The sequence below is a fragment of the Catellatospora sichuanensis genome (assembly GCF_007483665.1).
In the GTDB taxonomy this organism is placed as follows: domain Bacteria; phylum Actinomycetota; class Actinomycetes; order Mycobacteriales; family Micromonosporaceae; genus Catellatospora; species Catellatospora sichuanensis.
The window spans coordinates 1-4,508 of the sequence record NZ_ML660196.1; the positions used below are offsets into that span (position 1 = coordinate 1).

At 71.4% G+C, this 4,508-nt stretch carries 6 protein-coding genes and 1 pseudogene; 5 read left to right on the forward strand and 2 right to left on the reverse strand.

What is annotated here, in order from left to right; translation table 11 throughout:
• Positions 1-383 (reverse strand): annotated as a pseudogene (locus tag FLL47_RS14750) (aminopeptidase N); the annotation flags it as partial.
• Between the two features lie 176 nt (positions 384-559).
• On the opposite strand from FLL47_RS14750, the gene FLL47_RS14755 reads away from it, so the two are divergent.
• From FLL47_RS14755 to FLL47_RS14770, 4 genes are all read left to right on the forward strand, one after another.
• Positions 560-1,195, forward strand: coding sequence for a mycothiol-dependent nitroreductase Rv2466c family protein (locus FLL47_RS14755; protein WP_144121099.1), 636 nt, complete (start codon positions 560-562; stop codon positions 1,193-1,195).
• A 103-nt stretch (positions 1,196-1,298) separates the two neighbouring features.
• Positions 1,299-1,505, forward strand: a complete 207-nt coding sequence (locus FLL47_RS14760; protein WP_144121100.1) for a hypothetical protein — start codon at positions 1,299-1,301, stop codon at positions 1,503-1,505.
• A gap of 75 nt (positions 1,506-1,580) precedes the next feature.
• Positions 1,581-2,774 (forward strand): DUF1015 family protein, encoded by a 1,194-nt coding sequence (locus FLL47_RS14765; protein ID WP_144121101.1) that lies wholly within the window; start codon positions 1,581-1,583, stop codon positions 2,772-2,774.
• Between the two features lie 127 nt (positions 2,775-2,901).
• Positions 2,902-3,372 carry a ribose-5-phosphate isomerase gene (locus FLL47_RS14770; protein ID WP_144121102.1) on the forward strand — a complete coding sequence of 157 codons (471 nt, stop codon included), beginning with the start codon at positions 2,902-2,904 and terminating at the stop codon, positions 3,370-3,372.
• Positions 3,373-3,408: 36 nt separating this feature from the next.
• Here the strand turns inward: FLL47_RS14770 and FLL47_RS14775 are convergent, their stop codons facing one another.
• Entirely contained in the window at positions 3,409-3,639 is a 231-nt protein-coding gene (locus FLL47_RS14775) for a hypothetical protein (protein WP_144121103.1), read from the reverse strand.
• Between the two features lie 79 nt (positions 3,640-3,718).
• On the opposite strand from FLL47_RS14775, the gene FLL47_RS14780 reads away from it, so the two are divergent.
• Positions 3,719-4,294, forward strand: coding sequence for a hypothetical protein (locus FLL47_RS14780; protein ID WP_144121104.1), 576 nt, complete (start codon positions 3,719-3,721; stop codon positions 4,292-4,294).
• The last annotated feature ends 214 nt before the right edge of the window (positions 4,295-4,508 follow it).

Genomic DNA, 4,508 nt, shown 5'->3' on the forward strand with positions numbered 1-4,508 from the left:
AGGTAGACCTCCTTGTCCGCGGGGTCGACCGCGCGGTGCAGGCCCTGACCCTGCTGCGAGAACGGGAACTCCGCCTCGACGACGAGCGTGTTCTGCTCGGCGAGCTGCGGCAGCACCAGGCCGGTCTCGGCGGTCCAGGCGCTGGTGTCCAGTGCGGTGCCGTTCAGCTCGGCTCGCAGGATCTTGCTCGCGGCGACCTCGACGAAGGTGCCCGCCCCCGGGGTCGCGGCGGTGAACTTCACCGTCGTCACGCTGCGGAAGGTGCCGTCGCCGGGATTGCCCGCCCCGTCGGTGAGGTCCAGCGAGATGTCGTACGAGTTGACGTCCAGCAGCCGAGCCCTGTCGGCGGCCTCGGCCTGGGAGAGATTGCGCGTACCGGTCACGGCGTGTTAACTCCTGTCGGCTGCGGTCGTGAGCAGCATGGCGGGCATTGTCGCTGCCCGAGAGCAGTCTTTCATCACAGCCCGGATCGGGGCATGAAGTAACTGTTTCACATTGTGCCCCAGGGCGTGGTTAAGGTCACGCGCCGGAGTGAAACCGCCGCGTCATGATTCACCACATGACCCCTGTTAGTGAAACCCCCTCCTCCGTCGGCATGTGGTTCGACCCGCTCTGCCCCTGGGCCTGGATGACGTCGCGCTGGCTGCTCGAGGTCGAGAAGGTCCGCCCGGTGCGGGTGGACTTCCACGTGATGAGCCTGTCCGTGCTCAACCAGGGCCGCGACCTGCCGGAGAAGTACCAGGAGCTGATGGAGCGCGGCTGGGGCCCGGTGCGCGTGTGCATCGCCGCCGCCCGCAAGTACGGCGACCACGTACTGCGCGACCTCTACACGGCCCTGGGCACCCGCATCCACCTGGGCAAGGAGGAGCTGGGACCGGAGCTGTACGCCGCCGCCCTCACCGACGCCGGGCTCGACCCCGCGCTGGCCGCCGCCGCCACCGAGACGGTGCACGACGACCTGCTCGTGGAGAGCCACAACGCGGGCATGAAACCGGTCGGCACCGACGTGGGCACCCCGGTGATCCACGCGCCCGGCCCGGACGGCGAGCGCATCGCGTTCTTCGGCCCCGTGGTGACGCCCGCGCCCAAGGGCGATGCCGCGGGACGGCTCTGGGACGGCGTGCTGCTGGTCGCCGGGATCCCCGGCTTCTACGAGCTCAAGCGCAGCCGCGACCTCGGTCCGATCTTCGACTGAATCCGGCCGACCGGGGGACCGCGCGGGGCTGTCCTTTCCGCCGGTCCGCTCGTTGGTGAGGTGGACCACTTCACCACTTCACCGACGAGTCGGGAGAACAGACATGGCGGACGTCGCCGCGGACCCCTGGCGCCTGGACGCACCGGCCCAGGCCGTCGCGGACAGCCTGGGCGCCTCGTACCTCAGTGTCGAGGAGAGCAGGTGGGCGACCTGGCAGCCGGGCCTGCCCGCCGAGATCGCCGCGTTCCTCGCCGAGCCGGTCCTGGTCGGCGCGTCACCCGCCGGCTTCGGGGTCACCCGGCGCCGCTGAGCGCCACGCCACGCCGCCGTCCTCCCGCCGGGGCCATCCCGTCCCAGCCGGTGGACGGCGGTAGCGTGAGCAGCCGTGACAGTCGTACACCCGATCCACACGGCCTGGCTCACCACGGGAGCCACCGGCGCGCAGAACTACGACGAGTTCGCCGACGACGCCGAGATCACCGAGATCATCACCGCCAACCCGCGTAGCGCGCTCGCCGTCGAGATGCCGCACCGGGCCCCGGACAGCCTGGGCAAGTCCTTCGCCGACGCGCTGCCCGACGCGGTGGCGCGGCTGGCGCAGGCCAAGGACGCCGGGGCCTACGCCGCCGCGCAGGACGTGGTCGTGCTCTACGCGATCACCGCTCCGGACGGCTCGGCCGCGTACGGCCTCTGGTGCATGGTCGACACCGACCAGATCTCGACCAGCGCCGACGAGCCCGGCCTGGTGATCCGCAACGAGGACGTCTTCCTGGAGAAGGTGCGCGAGCGCGTGGCGCTCGCCCAGGCGCTGGGCCACCTGCTGTCGCCGGTGCTGCTGCTGCAGACCGGCCGCGGCGCGGAGCTGCACGCGGCGCTGGCCGAGGCGGTCGCCCAGGCCGGCGAGCCCGCCGCGACCGACGTGGACCCGTCCGGGCGTACCCACGCGATCTGGCCGCTGCCCGCGGGCCCGCAGGCGGACGCGCTGCGCGCGCTGGCCGGCGGCGGCGATCTGGTCGTCGCCGACGGCAACCACCGCAGCCTGGCCGCGCAGACCGGCGGCTTCGCGCGCTTCCTGGCCGTGGTGACCACGCCGGCCTCGGTGGCGATCCAGCCCTACAACCGCCTGGTGCACAAGCTCGACATCACCGTCGAGGAGCTGCTGACCCGGCTGGAGAAGGCCGGCGCGCAGATCGGCGAGGGCACCCCGACGGTGCCTGCCACCGGCGGCGTGGTCCACCTGTACGCGGCCGGCCGGTCCTACGCGGTGACCCTGCCGCGCGAGCCCGCCGGTTCCGTGGTGGACAACATCGACCACGCGCTGGTGGAGCGGGTGCTGTTCGGCGAGGCGCTGGACACCGAGCCCGGCGACAAGCGCATCACCTACGTCGGCGGCGACTACCCGGCCGCCTGGCTGACCGGTGAGGTCGACGCCGGGCGGGCCGCACTCGCCGTGCTGATCGCGCCGGTGACCGTGGACGACTTCGTCGAGGTGAACCTGGCCCGGCAGAAGATGCCGCGCAAGAGCACCTGGTTCACCCCGAAGGCACGAGCCGGCCTGGTCGTCGCCCAGCTTCCGTAGCACTGCAAGGAAGGGCACCTTCTTATCGCTATGCGATGTAGAAGGTGCCCTTCTTATCGTCTTGCGCGGCGGGCGTGGGAAGCGGGTCCGCTGCACATGCGCCGATCCTGGCTGGCAGACTTCGACCATGCGCGTTTATCTCGCGGCGGACCACGCCGGCTTCGAACTGAAGGCCCACCTGCTCACTGAGCTGCAGGCCAAGGGGTACGACGTGGTCGACGTAGGCGCGCACGCCTATGACGCCGAGGACGACTACCCCTCGTTCTGCCTGCACGCCGGCCACCGGGTGGTCGCGGACCCGGGCAGCCTCGGCGTGGTGATCGGCGGTTCCGGCAACGGCGAGCAGATCGCCGCCAACAAGATCGCGGGAGTACGCGCCGCGCTCGCCTGGAACATCGACACGGCGACCCTGTGCCGCCAGCACAACGACGCCAACGTCGTCGGCATCGGCGCCCGCCAGCACTCGCTGGAGGAGGCCACCGCGATCGTGGAGGCGTTCCTCGGCACCCCGTTCTCGCAGGCCGAGCGGCACGCGCGGCGCATCGAGGAGGTCGCCCTCTTCGAGAAGACCGGCGAGCTGCCGCCGCTGCCGAACTGACGGATTCCCGACTGATCCGGGGCGATTCCGGCGGCGTCAGCGCAGCGGGTCCCGCGGCACCCAGCCACGGCGGACGATCTCCAGCTCGGCCTCGGCGCGGGCCAGGTCGTCGGCCGTAGGCCGGGCGGCGTCCCGCGCCCGCAGCGCCGCGGACAGGCTGATCTGCGACGCACCGGGCCCGATCAGGCCGCGCAGGCCCCGCTCGAGGTCGTGGTCGTCATCGTCGTCGGAGCGGCCACGGTGCCGACGACGCTCGTACTCCTGCATCCCGCCAGGCTAGTCGGTCGCCGCGGGCGGCCGCGATACTCGGCTGGCGTTGTCGTGCGTGGCGGCTAGCATGTGCGGCGTGACTGAGGGGACCGATCCGACGCAGGAACTGCGATTCGACCGTACGCAGGAGATCCCGACCGAGGCGTTCCAGACCCAGCAGGGCAAGCCCGGTGCGGCCGACTTCAAGACGGGCGTGGCAGCCGTGCCCGCCCAGCGCCAGGTGGAGCAGACGGCTTCCTTCGAGCCGACGCTCGCGCCGGGGCAGATCGTCACGTCGGGCCACCTCAAGCGCCCGGACGTGCCGTTCGGGGTGCGTATGCGGCAGCTGAAGGCGGGCGGCCGGTGGAGCGTGGCGGGCGCCATCTTCCTGCTGGTGTCCTGGGGCCTGTTCGCCGCCTCGGCGGGAGCCGACAGCGACCACGGCACGGCCACCCTGGCCCTGGTGCTGATCTTTGTGGTCGCGGTCGGCCTGTTCGCGCTGTCCCGGCTCGTCGGCGGCGTGGTGCTGGAGAAGATCATGGGCCGGACCCGGCGCAGCGCCTGGCTGTCCCACGCCGTGATCGGGCTCTTCCTGGTCGTCGCGGGCGCCCAGTACCTGCGCTCCATCAGCTGGGTCGTGGACGCCTGGAACTTCCTGCGCGGCGTCCGCTAGCAGGCTGCACCTCGCGGCCGAGCGCCGCGCGCATGAAGATCGCCGTTTCGCGTCAAGATCCGTGGTCCAACCGCAGATCTGGGGCCGGAAACGGCGATCTTCGCGTTTACGGGGTGGCCACAATCGGGGATGAAATAGGGTGAACCAGCTCTACTGAGTTCGACTGAACACGGGGGAGGGCGGGGTGGGACTCCGCTATTCGCTGGCCGCGGCA